The organism is Paenibacillus sp. S29, assembly GCF_049319765.1.
GTDB lineage: Bacteria > Bacillota > Bacilli > Paenibacillales > Paenibacillaceae > Paenibacillus > Paenibacillus polymyxa_B.
Genome location: NZ_JBMOUI010000011.1, coordinates 141345 through 157559, shown reverse-complemented (window position 1 = coordinate 157559; position 16215 = coordinate 141345). Strand labels below are relative to the sequence as shown.

General features: G+C 46.3%; 15 protein-coding genes. 5 read left to right on the top strand and 10 right to left on the bottom strand.

Annotated elements, in window-relative coordinates; all coding sequences use genetic code 11:
- The first annotated feature begins 3 nt into the window (after positions 1-3).
- Both ACL9RM_RS18835 and ACL9RM_RS18830 read left to right on the top strand, forming a co-directional pair.
- On the top strand, positions 4-3444 hold the full coding sequence (locus ACL9RM_RS18835) for a GH36-type glycosyl hydrolase domain-containing protein (protein ID WP_235308312.1): 3441 nt from the start codon (positions 4-6) through the stop codon (positions 3442-3444).
- Between the two features lie 162 nt (positions 3445-3606).
- On the top strand, positions 3607-4611 hold the full coding sequence (locus tag ACL9RM_RS18830) for a LacI family DNA-binding transcriptional regulator (protein WP_235306984.1): 1005 nt from the start codon (positions 3607-3609) through the stop codon (positions 4609-4611).
- A 99-nt stretch (positions 4612-4710) separates the two neighbouring features.
- Here the strand turns inward: ACL9RM_RS18830 and ACL9RM_RS18825 are convergent, their stop codons facing one another.
- The 6 genes from ACL9RM_RS18825 to ACL9RM_RS18800 all read right to left on the bottom strand — a co-directional run bounded on the left by ACL9RM_RS18825 (position 4711) and on the right by ACL9RM_RS18800 (position 9473).
- Positions 4711-5388 carry a hypothetical protein gene (locus ACL9RM_RS18825; protein ID WP_250267222.1) on the bottom strand — a complete coding sequence of 226 codons (678 nt, stop codon included), beginning with the start codon at positions 5386-5388 and terminating at the stop codon, positions 4711-4713.
- A 93-nt stretch (positions 5389-5481) separates the two neighbouring features.
- The gene (locus ACL9RM_RS18820; protein WP_250267221.1) at positions 5482-6702 is read right to left on the bottom strand and encodes a stalk domain-containing protein; all 1221 of its coding nucleotides are present in this window, start codon (positions 6700-6702) and stop codon (positions 5482-5484) included.
- Between the two features lie 354 nt (positions 6703-7056).
- A complete protein-coding gene (locus tag ACL9RM_RS18815; protein WP_235306981.1) occupies positions 7057-7542 on the bottom strand; it encodes a cytochrome c biogenesis protein CcdC in 486 nt (161 codons plus the stop codon).
- Between the two features lie 43 nt (positions 7543-7585).
- Positions 7586-8353, bottom strand: coding sequence for an ABC-2 transporter permease (locus ACL9RM_RS18810; protein WP_209949939.1), 768 nt, complete (start codon positions 8351-8353; stop codon positions 7586-7588).
- Positions 8350-9063 (bottom strand): ABC transporter ATP-binding protein, encoded by a 714-nt coding sequence (locus tag ACL9RM_RS18805; RefSeq protein WP_414126440.1) that lies wholly within the window; start codon positions 9061-9063, stop codon positions 8350-8352. Before ACL9RM_RS18805 ends, ACL9RM_RS18810 begins: the two co-directional genes overlap by 4 nt.
- Positions 9060-9473, bottom strand: a complete 414-nt coding sequence (locus ACL9RM_RS18800) for a GntR family transcriptional regulator (RefSeq protein WP_414126439.1) — start codon at positions 9471-9473, stop codon at positions 9060-9062. The genes ACL9RM_RS18805 and ACL9RM_RS18800 overlap by 4 nt, the downstream gene beginning before the upstream one ends.
- Before the next feature lie 212 nt (positions 9474-9685).
- Between ACL9RM_RS18800 and ACL9RM_RS18795 the strand changes: the two genes are divergently transcribed.
- Both ACL9RM_RS18795 and ACL9RM_RS18790 read left to right on the top strand, forming a co-directional pair.
- Positions 9686-10258 (top strand): hypothetical protein, encoded by a 573-nt coding sequence (locus ACL9RM_RS18795; protein ID WP_250267219.1) that lies wholly within the window; start codon positions 9686-9688, stop codon positions 10256-10258.
- 257 nt (positions 10259-10515) lie between these two features.
- Positions 10516-11061, top strand: a complete 546-nt coding sequence (locus tag ACL9RM_RS18790; protein WP_250267218.1) for a GNAT family N-acetyltransferase — start codon at positions 10516-10518, stop codon at positions 11059-11061.
- 51 nt (positions 11062-11112) lie between these two features.
- Here the strand turns inward: ACL9RM_RS18790 and ACL9RM_RS18785 are convergent, their stop codons facing one another.
- Positions 11113-11445: a hypothetical protein gene (locus ACL9RM_RS18785; protein WP_061830729.1), complete on the bottom strand. Its 333-nt coding sequence runs from the start codon at positions 11443-11445 to the stop codon at positions 11113-11115.
- A gap of 187 nt (positions 11446-11632) precedes the next feature.
- On the opposite strand from ACL9RM_RS18785, the gene ACL9RM_RS18780 reads away from it, so the two are divergent.
- Positions 11633-12451, top strand: a complete 819-nt coding sequence (locus ACL9RM_RS18780) for an alpha/beta fold hydrolase (protein ID WP_235306975.1) — start codon at positions 11633-11635, stop codon at positions 12449-12451.
- A gap of 108 nt (positions 12452-12559) precedes the next feature.
- Here the strand turns inward: ACL9RM_RS18780 and ACL9RM_RS18775 are convergent, their stop codons facing one another.
- The 3 genes from ACL9RM_RS18775 to ACL9RM_RS18765 form a co-directional block, all read right to left on the bottom strand.
- The gene (locus ACL9RM_RS18775) at positions 12560-12775 is read right to left on the bottom strand and encodes a cold-shock protein (RefSeq protein WP_013308357.1); all 216 of its coding nucleotides are present in this window, start codon (positions 12773-12775) and stop codon (positions 12560-12562) included.
- A gap of 131 nt (positions 12776-12906) precedes the next feature.
- Complete coding sequence (cspD, locus tag ACL9RM_RS18770) at positions 12907-13107, bottom strand: cold-shock protein CspD (RefSeq protein ID WP_013308356.1); 201 nt, start codon at positions 13105-13107, stop codon at positions 12907-12909.
- A 387-nt stretch (positions 13108-13494) separates the two neighbouring features.
- Positions 13495-15924, bottom strand: a complete 2430-nt coding sequence (locus ACL9RM_RS18765; RefSeq protein WP_250267217.1) for a LamG-like jellyroll fold domain-containing protein — start codon at positions 15922-15924, stop codon at positions 13495-13497.
- Positions 15925-16215: the final 291 nt, after the last annotated feature.

The following is a 16215-nucleotide window of genomic DNA, read 5'->3' as shown; positions in this document are numbered from 1 at the left end:
ATGATGAATACAAGTCTGGATCAAAATATTTTGCTGCGGGCCGGCGACCTGTCTTTTACCTTCTTGAGCAGTGGTGATGTGTATAAGATCGCCCACGGCTCAACGATGATCAACCAACTGTTGACCAATTCAGTCGACGGTTCCTTGAACAATCTGTACTTGAGATTGTACCGTCCGTCCGGTGTAAGTATCACTCCCCTGCTTGGGGTTCGCTCACCGGGAGTAATCCGACAAACGGATCAGCAGATTATTTGGGAAGGTTTCACCGCTGGTGTAGGCTATCAGGTGACCTTCACGCTAAGCCGCCTGGGAGTATGGTTCTGGGATGTAACCCTACAGGGCGATGACGTGGAAGCAGATGTCGTGTACGGTCAGGATATCGGCATTGCCGATACCGCTGCTGTGCGCAGTAATGAAGCTTATTTATCTCAATATATTGACCACACCGTGTATCATGATGAACAAAGAGGCTATACCGTTTGCTCACGTCAAAACCAGCCTCAAAGTCAGGCATTCCCATACATTCAACAAGGCTCGTTAACCCGCACTGTTGGTTACTCGACTGACGGATTTCAGTTCTTTGGACTTTCGTACAAAGAAACGAATGAGCCGGAAGCACTCCGTCGCGATTCGCTCGCCAATGAAGTGTACCAATACGAATTCGCCTATACCGCGTTGCAATCTGAGCGGGTGAAACTGGCTGGGGAAGCTCGCTTTACTTTTTACGGTCTGTTCCAGCCCAATCATCCAGCCGCAGTGACAAAGCTGGAGTATCAGGAACTGGTGACAAAAGCACGTGACGAAGTAGCTGCCATTCTAGTAGACGCTTCCGAGACCAACATACCGGTACGCGCGGCAAGTGATCTTCAGGCAGGGCGTGTGGCTCCAGCTCAAACCATCGGTGAGCCGCTGCGTACATTGGACTTGACCGATGCCGAAGTGGATCAACTTTTCCCCAAACGGCAGGAAGAAGAACGGGATGGCGATGAACTACTTTCCTTTTTCACGGACAGCTATGAGCATGTCGTACTCAAATCCAAAGAGCTTCGTGTAGAGCGTCCCCATGGGCACATTTTAATGGGTGGGCATTACTCAGGAGGTAAGGAAGAAACCATTACAACCACCTCCTATATGTACGGGGTGTTCAATTCCCAACTCGTAATCGGCAATACAAATTTCAACAAAATGATTACCAACGCGCGTAATGCGCTCAATATTCCCAAGACATCCGGTCAACGTATTTATGTCGGAATCCAAGGGAAATACCGCCTGCTCACGATGCCTTCCCTGTTCGAGATTGGCTTCAATTATGTGCGCTGGTATTACAAAACGGCTGACGATACATTCATTATTACAAACCATACGAATGTCGATAGCCCAGAAGTGCGGCTTCACATGCGTGCGGCGAGTGGCAAAACCTATCCGTTCCTCATCACTCAGCAAATGTCTATGCATGTGAACGAATATGAGCTCCCGTTTCATATGGAACGTGAAGGTGACGCCCTACTCTTCCGGGCAGACTCTGCTTCCCTGAGTGCCGAAGCCTATCCAGACCTGCTGTACCGAATGCACATAGAGGGCGCTCCATTACAGCATGTGAGCGACGCTCACGCACTGCTACAGGGGAAAGCTTCTCCTGATGCGTCTCTGGTTGTGCTGGAGCTGGGTGACAGCAGCGAATGGACCTGCACCGTGCAGGGTTGGCTGAATGGGCTTTCAGCTGGGCAAGAATCAGCGCACAAAGAGCGTCACGCTTCCTTTGAAGATGAGTGCGAGCGCTATCGGGCATATTTTGCCGAGCTTATGAACGGTTTCCATCTGTCGCTGGGTCAACACGAAACGAGCGAGCTATTCCGTGTGAACGCAGTGGCTTGGTGGTACACCCACAATATGCTCGTTCACTACTCTGTGCCTCACGGTCTGGAACAATACGGCGGTGCAGCCTGGGGAACACGTGATGTGTGTCAGGGGCCTGTGGAATATTTCTCAGCTATGCAAAAGTTCGATGAGGTCCGTTCCATTTTGCTGACTGTTTTCAGCCATCAGTACGAGGACAGCGGAAACTGGCCGCAATGGTTTATGTTTGACAACTATACTCACGTGCAGCAAGAAGAAAGCCATGGAGATATTATCGTCTGGCCGCTCAAGGTACTGGGCGATTATTTGACCGCTACCCGTGATTACAGTATTCTGGGAGAAAATGTGCCTTACACCCATCGGCATACTTTCGATTATACCAAGCAGACCGCGACTCTCATGGAACATGCCCTGAAGGAAATCGAATATATTCGCGAGAATTTCCTCCATGATACGTATTTGTCGGCCTATGGCGACGGCGATTGGGATGATACCCTCCAACCAGCCAATGCTCAGCTGAAGCAATACATGGCGAGCAGCTGGACGGTTGCACTCACCTACCAAGTTATTAGTAACTTTGCTGCTGCTTTGGAGCAGGCCCCCGCAGGTGTAGTAAGTGAAGCCGACAAGATCGCACAAGATCTACATCAGATGGCCAATGGCATCCGTAAAGACTTTAACCGCTACATGCTGGAGAGCGGAATTATTCCGGGCTTCGTGTATATGGAAGAGCCCGGCCAACCTAAGCTGATGCTCCATCCGTCTGACACCGAGACAGGAATCCATTATCGGTTGCTGCCGATGACACGCAGCATGATCAGCCAGCTGCTCACGCCTGAGCAAGCATTAACTCATGAGCAACTCATCCGTGAGCAGTTCCTCTGCCCGGATGGCGTGCGTCTGATGAACCGCCCTGCACAGTATGATGGCGGTGTGAGCTCGCACTTCAAACGTGCAGAGCAAGCGGCCAACTTCGGACGTGAGGTCGGGCTGCAATATGTGCATGCCCATATCCGCTTTGCGGAAGCGATGGCCAAATTGGGACGCAAGGATGACGCTTGGCACAGCTTGAAGCTCATCAATCCGGTCGGCATCCGTGCGTCCGTACCGAATGCCGAATGGCGCCAAAGTAACGCCTATTTCAGCAGCTCGGATGGTAAATTTAATACCCGCTATGAAGCACAGGAACGGTTTGGTGAACTGCGTGAAGGAGCCGTACCCGTCAAGGGCGGCTGGAGAATCTATTCCAGTGGTCCAGGAATCTATATGAATCAGCTCATATCGAACGTCCTTGGTGTTCGTCAGTCGGGCGAAGATCTGATCCTAGACCCCGTGCTGCCGGATCATCTCGACGGATTGGAATTTGAATTTTCCTTTGCAGGAAAACCAATTACCTTCGTCTACCGCATGCTGCAAGAGCATACTGGCGGTGAGCAGGGCCGTACAGTATTGAACGGAACACCACTGGAAAGCGTGCCAGCCGATGATAATCGCTACCGCTCCGGTGCCTTGCGCATCAAACGCGAGATTTTCGAGCAAGCCTTGGCAGAACATGACGGTGTACACCGTCTGGAGATTATTTTATAAAGCGTTTTTAATGCTAAATCTGGTATAGGCAACAAAGGGATGGCGATCTTGCGGGATCGCCCTTTGCTGCTTATGTGTAGGACTACGACATTTGGAATAGATATGTGGTTAATAATGAATATACAATAGCAATTATAAGATGGACGACAAGGAGGTGACGATGTGGTCAGCATTAAAGATATCGCCAAACAGGCGGGCGTTTCCATATCTACCGTTTCATATGCCTTGAATGGTAGCGATAAGGTAACAGAAGAAACTTGCGCACGTATTTTAGCCATTGCCAAAGAGCTTAACTATGTGCCCAATGCCGCCGCACGTAATCTCAAGAAAAGGCAGACCAAAATTATTGGCGTTTTCCTAACTGATTTCCGTGGAGACGTTTATGGAGATTTACTGTATGGCATCAAGGAAATTTTGAACCGCAAGGGCTATGATCTCATCGTATGCAGCGGTAAGCAGTCTCACCGAATGCTGCCGGAACGCATGATCGACGGCGCCATTGTGCTGGATCAGACGTTTGATAGTCAGGAGCTACTGAACTACGCCGAGCGAGGACATAAAATTGTCGTGTTGGACCGTGAACTGAATCATCCTAACATTAACCAGGTGCTGCTGGATAACAAAGCGGGCGCCGCTCTCGCAATCGAACATTTATTGGAATTGGGACACCGTAAGCTATATGTGGTTACCGGACCAGAAGGTTCTTACGATTCATGGCAACGGATGCAGGCGGTCAAGCAGACCATTGAGCGTAGCGGCGTGGCTGAAATGATCGAAATTGACGGCGATTTTGAGAAATCGGGCGGTGAACAGGCGGCTGAGATCATTTTGCAGCAACACGTTAGCCCGGATTCGGAACCTGTAGCCGTATTTTGTCTCAATGATGAAATGGCAGTGGGCTTGTACAATCGAATGGCTCAGTCAGAGCTGACGATTGGCAAGGATATTCATATCGTCGGCTTTGATAATATCGAGCTGGCGCAATATATTCAGCCCCGTCTGACAACGATTGACTATTCCAAGCGTAAATGGGGCGCTGTAGCTGCCGAACAAGTTCTCAAAATCATTGCTGGGGAAGACGTGGAGCATGAACGTTTATACGTTACGCTTGTCCAAAGAGAATCGGCAGGCGCAGCATTCATCACCCAAGATCAACAGAATCTGTGATGAACAGCGTAGAAGTAACCTGCTCGCCAGCCTCCTCCCAAAAAAAAGAACTTCCACAGGCCCAAAACACGGGGTGGAAGTTCTTTTGGTTATACTTATTTAACTTAACAAATCCTCAATTGAATTCGACAACGACCGTAAGGGATTACCAATCGTTTGCCCCGTCTCCAGCTCCACCTGTAACGCAGCATCAACCATAGACAACTGTGCTACAGCCAGCCCTCTGCTTGGATCAGCCTCCCTTAGCTCATACAGCGAACGAACCAGCAATTCCTTATACTCGTCTTCACGTCCCTGCATAATCAGTTCAAAAGCGTCCTCCACCACCTTAACCTCTATCCAAGAAGAGATATCTGGTTTGCCTAACAGAGCAGCCGTATGATAAAGACGCTTCATCGTTCCCTCTACAGTAGCCGGATTCGTGAATACCAAGGTCCGTGGCAGCAAATCATCGCATATCTCATGAAAAAAGGGCTCATCCAGCGCAATTACTGGTGTAGACAGGGTCAATTGAGCTTTTTCTGCCAAAACGATATAATTCGTGCACGTTATCAAAATAACGTCTATATCGCTTTGAGCAATCCATCTCAGTTGATCTTCTACCTTGCGACTGGCATCGTCCGCAGAAAAATGCGGGTCTGACGAGATCCGGCGCATAAGCCCAGGGTCCACAAAATGTATCAGCTCCACCTCATAAGAAGCAAAAGCTCGTTCCACATAGGCTATGTTCGAGTGATGTGCATGCAGGCAGCCCACACGTTGCTTCAAGCCTTCCATCGTCCAACCTCCTGTTATAAGTTTGCATCATTTTAACAGGAAGAGGACGATTAGGAAAGCATGCCAATCACGCCATACCACAAATGCACTTTCTTAAAACTTGCCGTTTGTATTTTTCCACTCTGTTTTAGCTGGAACCTCCTGAACTACGTCCCAATGTTCCGCTACCTTGCCGTTCTCTACCCGGAACAGATCATAGACAGCGGCTGAAGTTCCCTTAGACGATGTCAATTCACTCACAACCAGCACAAAGTTGCCTTCTCCAATGACCATGTGAACCTGATCATATCCAAAGGGAGAACCCTGGCTTCCCGCTGCGGAAAATGCTTGTTTCAAATTGGATACACCGTCACCAAAAAGAGGATTATGCTGAATGTAATGGTCACCGTTATAGTAGCTTTCCAATGCAGCACGATTTTTGCCAACCAGGACATCATCCACAAACTTGCGGATCAGTGTTTTGTTCGTCTCAGTTTGGTTGAGATCCGTGATCTGTGTTGTTCCATCAATCATGGTGTGTCCGCTTGGATTGGCTGGAGCCGAGTCCTGCATATTGTCCCAATGCTCAACAATTTTACCATTGCTATCGAAGCGGAAAATATCAAAAACAATGCTCGTTTTCCCTGCAATGGACTCTTTATAATGAACTGCTACATAATTACCATCCTGAATTACACGTTGGATTTCAACCTGTACATTGGCTCCCTTCGACTGGCTAATCCCTTGCAGCAACGCATCTCTTCCGCTAGCAAAGCTCAGATTGTGCTGAATGTACTGATCCTTGCTGATCCAAGTCTCGGCCGCTTTCGTGTCTCCGGTTTCAAAGCTTTTCACGATTTCAATGACCTTATCCTTATTGCTCACCCCGATTTGTACCGTTTGGCTGGCCGGGTCCCAAATCACTTGCTTGCCCCACGCTTCTTTTATGACATCAACCGGTACATAGGTTACCCCTTGTTTAGTCAAGATGGTCGAGGTGGACAGTGGTACCTTAATCCCGTTGATTTGCGCTTCCGGGCTGCCTGACACCAGTACAACCGTCGCCTGGTCATAACGAATGGTTGTGCTTTGACGCGCCGTATTGAACGTAATATGCTTGGAATCCAGCGGAATCCCCAAACTGGAGGCCAATTGTCTCAAGGGAATTAAGACCTGCTTATTTCTCACGATAGGCGCAATTTTGTAAGCCTCCTTCTTGCCATCTACCCAAACCTGAATACCTGTAGCGGGTTTTGCTTCGGCCGCCAAGGCCGGTACAGCAGAAGATAGCACGAGCAAGCCAGCGAGTGCGGCAGTAACCGTATGTTTTTTCATGAATGTAAGCCCCTCTCAACATAAAAAAAATAGAAAATTGAAAACAATTCCCTTTTATGTAACTAATTAAGTTACACCTAATCACAAAAAATGAACTTTTCACGTCCTGCCTTATCTTTAACCCTCATCTGAATCTCTTGAAACCTCAATACCCCTCCTTTCAAAATTCTATATGCATAGCCCGTTATGCAGCAAGCTACAGCCTTAGAATAAAGGATATGGGGACTAATAACAATGTATGCTTATGGTCTTACAAATGAATTTATGATGAAACCACAAAAAAAGCGGCTCCTATCGCCAAGCGAATGAACGCTTTTTGAATAGTAAGCCGCTGTGTTAACCCCATTGCTATTGTTATACGGATAACGTTCTCCGAAACTTGATAAAGCTCCCGATTCGCCAGATTGAGATATACACCAGCGCCATCGTAATTGCCAGCATGCTAATTTCGGTCGTACCCAAACTACTGAGGTACTGAGTCAAAACGACGCGAATCAAGATAATAGCGATAATAATATATTTAAAATATTGGTTCGGCTTGGGATAAATAAGACCATCATCCCGTCTTTCATACGCTGTATGCAGCAAAATAACATAGCCAAACAGAGCCCCTAATAGCCCGGCAACCAGCAGTTCCCAAAAGGCGGGGAGCTCGTACGTTTGACCGGGAATATGCATTAATTGGTACACAGACATCATCATAAGCGGGAAAGCGATAAACAAGGGGAGCAGAATCCGGATTCCATTTCCTTTTACCGGTCCCCTTCGTCTCTTGGTCCTTAACCAGATCATCAGCCCCACCAGAACAGCCATCAATACATATATAAATATCGTCGTCATGGTGTAGTAACTCCTTCCTCATAGATCCTGTAGATACGCTAGCCTAAATCGACAGTTTTTTCTCCAGCAAATACGCGCTCAAGCGGATTAATACATATGCAGCAACCCAACTCATCAACACCGCAATCGGGAAATGCCAGGTAAATGGAAACCATTGTCCTGTTTGAGCATGGTCAAACTGCTCATAAAGCCCCTGATCGCCTGACCAATAAAAGACACTCCCGCCACCCATCAAAAGAATCCACAGTATCGGGTTAAGCGGCCGCAAGGTGCTGTATTTGGTACTGGCCGTCAATAGACCCAGCGCAATAACCAACGGTGTGAAGGCGATAATCATCACAAACCAGTTCAATCCGGCTACAATAAAAGACGCTGCATCCGCAAACGTATAAGGCTGTATGGTTGATGAGATGAACAACGCGTACAGAGAACCCACCACAAACAGAAGCAATATTACGACCATGGTTTGTAAAATAGCCGCAATCCATTTGGCGCTAATCAGCCATATGCGCGGATAGGGAAGGGTCAGCCACCATCCGTAGGTGTCATTTTCCCATTCTCTTCTCAAACTTCCCACACCCATAAAAATGATCATGTACGGCAGGCCCAGGGTGACATACCACAGCCTTGTTAATTCGAGCTGGTTGTGAAGTGCGAAGTACAAGGAAATAGCGAACGCCGCAATTAGAAATAATGAGAAATATACGAGTCTCCACGATCTCGGTAGTCGATTGCGGCCCTGCTTTCTCCAGCTTCCTTTATTTCGAAATTCATGGCGTATCAAATCTTTGAACAGCCCTGATGAATTCACGCCTTCCACTCCTTTTTGTACAAATTGCGGAACACCTGATTCAGCGAGCCATGCTCTGCACGCAGATCATCCGAATCACCAGACCATATGATCCGTCCGCGGTCCATCATGACCGTGTAGTCAAACAAGCCTTCCACTTCCTGAATATCATGCGTGCTAATGAGTATCGACTGCTGCCGACCCTCCAAATAATCAATAATCCCGGCTACAATCGCCTCTCTAGAGAGAACATCAATACCCGCAAACGGTTCATCCAGGATCATGAGTGGAACCTCACGTGCCAGACATAAAATCAGTAGCACACGTGCCTCCTGCCCGCGACTCAGCCCAGTCATTTTAAGTTCCAGCTCGACGTCCATATGATCAGCAAGCTTATACGCGTCTTTTATATTGAAGCCAGGCAAAAAAGACTTCCCCCATTCCAGCGTCTGCTGAACTGTATGATTGGGGTACCAGCGTGCCCGGTCAGGAAGATAGGATATATCCCGGTTGGTTTTCCAACCAGGCTGTCGGCCCAACACCTGAAGCTCGCCCCCATCTGGCTGAATCAATCCGGTGATTGCTCGAAAGAAGCTGGACTTCCCACAGCCATTGGGTCCAAGCACGCCTACAATACGTCCTGCCGGAATGATGACATCCAATTGATCCAGTGCTTTTTTACTGCCGTATTGCTTCACCAGATGATTCGCAACCACAACAGACTCCGTCATGCCTTATCGCCTCCTTCCTTGCCATTTCCGTCCTGTTTGCTTCGTATATACTGCTGTACATCTTCCCACGATAACCCCAGGCTACTCATCTGTCCGAGAAACTGATCTATATATGTTGTAGCCAATTGCTCCCGAAAGCTGGCAATCCGTTCACTGGACGAAGTAACATAAGTGCCTAACCCGCGCCGCTTCTCAGTCAATCCGTCCCGCTCCAGCTCCTGATATGCCCGCATCACGGTATTCGGATTCATGCGTAATTCCTGCGCCAAATCACGAACAGATGGCATTTTGCTTCCCATTTCGATCTCCCCTTTAGCAATGGAGCTTCGTACTTGATTTAATATTTGTTCATATAATGGCTGGCTAAAGTCAATTAAAAATCGAAACGAGCCAACCCGTTGTTCTTCCATGGGTGTTTCCCCCTAATCGGCTGCATCTATCGTGCCTGTAGTGTATTATATCACTTAATACACGTAATACAAGTTTATTTAGCTGAAATTTTAGTCATGCCACCCAAATTTCATTCAGTAAATGCTCAGCTTGCGCTCAGATAGCATTCAAGTTGATCCCTTATGATGTATCACGTACCAAGCAAACCATAACCGAAAGGTGGAAAATGAAGATGAAGAGCACCAAGAAAGCAATTTTGGCTGGAACGATGGCCTTGGCATTTTTAGGAGGCGGGGCACTGTACTCCACAAGCGCAGCCCATGCTGCTTCAACTACACCTGAGAAGGCTCCCATCGCAGACAAAGCACAGGCACCTAAGGGGAATCCCGGCGATGCTAATGGCCCTAAAATCGCAGGAGGTAACTATGCTGAGAACAAAGCTCTCCTGAAATTATTGAAATTATCCTCCACTCAGTTGGATACACAGTTGAAAGCAGGTAAATCCCTGGCTACGATCGCCAAAGCACAGGGCGTGAGCGTAAATTCCGTTATTGATGTAATGGTTTCAGATATGAAAGCGAAACTGGCTACGGAAAAACAAAACGGCAAGATTACGGCAACCGAATATAACCAACGTGTCTCTAATCTGAAGCAAATGATGACAGATATGGTGAATGGCGTGAAACCATCCAAACCACCAGTAGATGGCGGTAAAGCGGATGCAGGTAAAGCTCCTACTCAAGGAGATGCAGCCAAGGCTCCTGCTAAAACCAATGCAGCTAAAGCCTCTGCTAAGCAGAAATAGCCACAACTTCCGTTTTCCAAAAGCTGTAGCTCGATAAGTCGCATTCATAAAAACCATTTGTTAATCTGACACATCCACCCATGTATAATAAATCTCCATCCGGCTTCCCTGTACGGATAGAGAAATCAATAAGCCTGTCCCCTGCTGCGATACAACAGAAGGAGACAGGCTTATTTGCCATGTAAACAAGATAATATGTGGTAGACTAACATGATCCAGAGGTATTCTTCACTCTAATTCATAATAAGGAGAATGTAATGAAAATAAATCAACAGGAATTTGATGTGCAAGGAATGCGCTATACGATCAGATCAGCCATAATTCAAGATGCGAAGAATTTGTCTGAAATCCGCTTGCTGATTGATGGAGAAACTGAAAATTTAGATAGAGAGAAGGGAGAAGCGTTTATAAGTACATCCGGTTTTGAACAGCTCATTGAATCAGATACAGAGAATAACAGAAACCTATTTTTAGTTGCGGTAGTTCATGATAAAATCGTCGGATTTTCAAGATGTGAGGGCCATGTTCTGAGCAGATTCTCTCATAAAGTTGAATTCGGCGTATGTGTACTAAAGGAGTTTTGGGGTTACGGGATCGGGACGAATCTTTTAAAAAAATCTATTTCCTGGGCTGACTCCAATGGCATCAAGAAAATAACTCTACAAGTTTTGGAAACGAATGATAAAGCCATTGAGCTTTATAAAAAACATGGATTTGAAATCGAAGGGTTATTAAAAAACGATAAGGTTCTTTCAGATGGCAAATACTACAACACCATCATCATGGGGAGATTTCATAAATAAAAAAAGACCCTGTTCAACAGGATCTTTCATCTTTGCATCGCCACACATCCCCTAGTAGCGATAATCATCATAAGGATTGCGATTACGATACTGATCACGCGGCTGCTGGGCTGCGGTAATCATCAAAAATATGCCTGAGAGCAAATGCATCAACCAGCCCACAATCGGAATCCATCCAATAACCGAGGTCACGATCCCTAAAATAGATCCATAATAAGACTCTCTATTCGTCACCGATAGCACCAACGTAACAATGTGGAAAATCAGCATAAAGAACAATATAGTATACGCGGAATTTACGATGAGCAGCCCGCCCAAAACGGGAATAGCTAAAAATAGCTCCAATCCGCCTGTAATCCATTTTAATGTTTTTGATGGTGTCATTGTTCCACTCTCCCGATGCTGTTTCATTCCATAATTATATCCTATCCCTATACAGGATGACATACATTTGTTGACATATTATATGCTTATATCGTGACAGACTCATCCCTTTTTCGAATGAGCTAAGCCCTGGCTACATATATGTGAGAGAGAATGAAATGACGTGATTTCTAGAGGGGTGAACACGATGGGATATTATATTGAGGTGGAACGCGGCGTGAAGCTGTATGTCGAGGATATTGGAGAAGGCATCCCTGTTCTGATGGTGCACGGCTGGCCGCTGGATCACCGAATGTACGAATACCAGGTCGCCTTGTTGCCTGCTTACGGGTATCGCTGTATTCAGGTTGATCTTAGGGGGTTCGGCAAGTCTGATCGACCATGGCATGGATACAATTATGATCGATTGGCGGACGATCTGCTGGCTGTTATGCAGGCGCTACAGTTAAATCAGGTACGGCTGATCGGTTTTTCCATGGGGGGAGCTGTAGTCACACGCTACATGAGCAGGCACCGGGGATTTGGCGTCAATCAGTTGATCTTAATCGGAGCAGCTACACCCCGGTTCACGCCAACCAGCGACTTCCCTTATGGTACTCCTGTCACAGAGGTAGATAAACTCATCAAACAAGCCTATACAGATCGCCCACAATTGGTAACTTCTTTTGGCGAAATGTTGTTTGCCAATCCCGTCAGCCAGAGCTTACGCGACTGGTTACGTGATCAGGGCTTTGCGGCTTCAGTTCATAGCATGGCTTGTACTTTGTATTCACTACGTGACTCTGATTTGCGTCCTGATTTGCCATGTATACACGTGCCTACTTGGATTCTACACGGCAAGCTGGATCGGGTCTGTCCTTTCCCCCTGGCTGTCCAAACTCAAAAAGGAATCGCCGGATCAAAGCTTATTCCTTTCGAACGTAGCGGCCACGGTGTATTCTACGAAGCGCTACCTGAATTTAATTCTATCTTACTGAGCATACTAGCCCCATCCTACACACCATAATTGAAAGCCTGTTCATTCTTATGTATAATTTATATTTATAAAAAACAAAAAGACGCCTCAGCGCCGTTAATGGCTATGGGGCATCTTTCACTACAAACATTTATCCGCTTAGGATTGTTTGGTATGATTGAAGCTCGTATTATTTAAAACTGCCAGCTTTTTCTCGCCCTTCACCATGGCAGAACCGCAAATGGGGCATGTCGGCTCGACAGAAAAAGCGAAGTTATCCCGCATCCAGCCGTTACATGTATCGCTGGCGCAATTCCAGACAGTTGTAATTTCCTCAGGAATCTCATCCATTGGCTTTTTCCGTGAATTGTACATAAACATCCCTCTTTCTTCATGATTTATAAAGCGATAAGATGTAATCAGTTCAAAAACGGTCTTGTGAACAGATAAAAACAAATGCCCCAAACGCTATGTTCGGGGCATCTGAAGTAGGCTGTAATTTTAAATTACAGTTTTACAACGTTCTCAGCTTGTGGTCCACGGTTTCCTTCAACTACGTTGAATTCTACGCGTTGGCCTTCGTCCAAAGATTTGAAGCCGTCGCCTTGGATTGCGGAGAAGTGTACGAATACGTCGCTTCCACCTTCAACCTCGATGAAACCAAAACCTTTTTCTGCGTTAAACCATTTTACTGTACCTGTTTGCATGGAATTACCTCCAAAATGTATTTATATGACCTTTATTTTTTACAAATAAAAATTCACATATTGCACAAGGTTATTTCAACCTAAAACAATAGCCCTCTACAATATGCGAATCTCAGGTCACAATTTCAATATACTCATATTACCATAAGTGTATTGAAAACGCAAGCACTGGTGAATTTAATTTATGCAGAGTGCTTATGTTCTCTATTGCGAACTTCAAAGCTGTGTTCATTCGAAGGGAGTGAGTCATTAACGCCTACTTAAAACATTATATCCGCAGTTGCTTCTTATTATACCAGCAATCAAGAAATAAATATACAAAACATTGTGCAGGAGACGAACTTCTTACTAAAAGCTCATCTCCTGCGTTTATTTGCTCATTTTGAACTACAATTCTGCCAGTGCTTTAATTTCCTCTGCTGTCAGCGCTTTGTTATACAATTGAACTTCATCCAGGCTGCCATTGAAGTAAGCATCGGCGGCAAAACGGCTTTTGCCGAGATAAGCCTCGCTCGTCAGCAACTCATCGGGATTGAAGGTAATGCTGTCATTAACAGCTACTTCCTCACCATTTACATACAACTTCCCTGTATTCCCTTCCAGTGTAACCGCTACATGCGTCCACTGGTTTAGAGGTAATGATGATTTGGAAAGCAAGCTTTGATCCGTACCCTCATGGATTGTAAACTGGAGCACACCACTTCCTTGGGAAGGGGTAAGAAACATATGCCGAGCTTGGCCGTTGCCAAAGTCAAAAATCCGTTGCCAAGCTGCACCGCCCTTCCAGTTCACCCAAGCGGAAAAGGTAAAATCCTTCGCATCTGTTACCATATTTGGTAGTTGAACGTAACCATCCTTACCGTTGAGGCCAAGAGCACCGCCAAGCTTCCCGTCTTTATCCCATGCGGCACCACCATAGGTCTTACCATCGAATTGATTGTATGTGCTGTCGACAACCGAAGTTCCTTGATCTTCACTCCACGAATAGCGTGCAAGCTGAGGACCTTGGGCCTGTCCGGGAACAGTGACTGTAAAACTTTTCTTAGCTGTGGCTTTGTCCTTTTTGATGGTCGCCGTCAATGTAACTGTTACAGGCTGAGAACCGGCTTCTGGACGGTATACTTCACCTGTCACAGAAATACTCTCCGGGTGGGTGGACTCCCATGAAATAGTGGTATCTTGTGCTGCTTGAGTAGGTAGCGTCAGATTATAAAGAACATTGCTCGTATCGCCCAGGCTCAGATCCTTCTGCACAGCAGCTACAATCTTGCTGGCCTTCAGGTCAGGCTTTAGCGAACCCCATACCGCAACACCCTTTGAGGACAACGCGGTAAAAGCAAGCGTCTTGGCACCTGTGTCTGGATCACGGGGCTGCAGGAATACGCCTTTGTACTTCGTACCCTCTGCTGTAATTTCCAACTGATTGCCTGCCCCCAACTTCCATGTACCGTTCACTCCACCAGACAGCTTGCCGCCGCTATCCAGACTGACGTTAACGGCTTGCTTAATATTTGCCGAGATTTCCTTCCCGTGATTTACATACGAATATTGACCGAGGACATCCTTTTCTGACAGCTTTTTCAGTGAATCCTCATCTCCCGAATAACGATAAGGTGCAACCACAGGCCAACCGTCAGCGTTCATGAACATTTCATGTACCCGCACTTCATACTGTTCGCCTCTCCCCGGGAAACGGGAATGGAAAATGACAAAATGCTTTTTCGTCTTGGGATCATAATAAGCCGAGTTGTGTCCGGGCGACACATAGCCTGCACCCAGTCCAGTACCCGGATCACCAATTTCTCTTGGAATCAGGTAATTACCTATCAGTTTGACACCGTATGGTTCAATGGAAGCGTCATCAAAAAGTGGTTTATCAGGATTTGCCTTGACCTTGATCATATCATTGCCTTCAGCATCGTAGAAAGGGCCATCCGGTGTTTTGGACCGAGCCACCCGCAAGTTGTATCCGCCATCCGCTGACAATCCACCATAGGACAGGAACAAGTAATAGTAGTCCGTTTGCGGACTGTATTGTATGTACGGCCCTTCCATACGAGCATGGTTACCGCCTGTCAGCTTTTTCCCGTAGCCTTGACCAGGGAGCGGCTTCCCTGTTTTTTCATCCATCTGCATAATGAATATGCCTCCTGAGTAAGAGCCATATACCATCCACAGCTTGCCGTTTTTATCATAAAAGGTGTCCGGGTCCACGGCATTCGGATGCTTGGTTGCATCATAGATCGTTCCATCCTCACTCGGTTGATCCCACATGCCGGATTTTAGAAAAATTCCTTTATTCTTATAAGGCCCTTCAATTTTATCAGCAACTGCTAGGCCCATCGCTGAACGCGGGGAGTCACCCTTGCAAGCGTTATAATACATATAGAACTTGCCATCTGCCAGTTGAATGACATCAGCTGCCCACAGCGTGTCCGTCTGCGCCCAATCCAGTGCTTCCTTTAATTCTTCTTTGACATTGGGAATCAATGCATTACCATTCGCCACTCCTGTAGCAATCGTATCCCAATTCATGAGGTCTTTGGACTTGGCAGCCGCCAGATGTGAGCCAAAAATGTAAAATGTGTCTTTCACTTTCAGAATGGATGGATCATGTACGGAAGTCTCCTTGAAAGAGACAGCCTTTTTACTTTGAATTGAAAAGTTTTCTAGGTCTTGAGCAGAAGTTTGCCCCACATTTTGAATTCCATCTGTATCTGAATTGAGTGTTGGCTCCGCGCCTACCAAAGAAGCAGGCAACAACAGCGCACCTGCGAGTGAAGCTGCCGTTACTTTACGAACAAATGATTGCTTCATAAATCAATCTCCTCTCGTTTTGAACATCCCTGATAACATAAAAAAATATTGAGAAAGCGGTCAGGATTATGTTTGTATTAACTTCTTCACCCTCGAATTTAATGTTGGTCATCCCTCCTATTTCGCATTAAAGCGCTTTCAATTGATTCGAAAAATAAAAGCACCTTCTGTTAAGAAGGACGATTCAAACCTGGCGGTTAACCGTACCTCTATATTATTCAATGGATATGGAAAATTCAATATGTAATTTTATGTTTTTATAAATTATTCATCGAATTATTAGCATTAATA